The organism is Erythrobacter sp. HI0063, assembly GCF_001635685.1.
In the GTDB taxonomy this organism is placed as follows: Bacteria; Pseudomonadota; Alphaproteobacteria; order Sphingomonadales; family Sphingomonadaceae; genus Qipengyuania.
In genome coordinates, this window is sequence record NZ_LWFF01000183.1 from 1 (window position 1) to 287 (window position 287).

General features: G+C 63.4%; 1 protein-coding gene. It reads right to left on the reverse strand.

Going from position 1 to position 287, the window contains the following annotated elements:
• Positions 1–218, reverse strand: a 218-nt coding sequence (locus A3736_RS06220) for a response regulator transcription factor (RefSeq protein WP_197465517.1), incomplete at its 3' end; no start/stop codon positions are given.
• Positions 219–287 lie beyond the last annotated feature (69 nt).

Below are 287 nucleotides of genomic sequence, written 5' to 3' on the forward strand. Positions count from 1 at the left end.
GCAGACGGTGTGTCGAGGAGGAGTTGAACCGCCTCGACGCGTGTCGCCACGCCGAGCCGCTGGCGCGCCGCATCGAGATGCGCCTGAACGGTGCGCGGCGAGATATCTAGGTCGCGAGCGATCTGTTTGGTATTCAAATGGCGCGCGGCCAGATCGAGCGCATCGAACTGCTTTTCGGTCAGTTCCACAGGACCGGAAGGAGTCGAAATGGTCGGCATCGCGCGGTCGTATCGCGCCTTCGCGATCTTTGGAAGCCGGACCGTGGAAAGCCTTGGCGAATGGCGCGC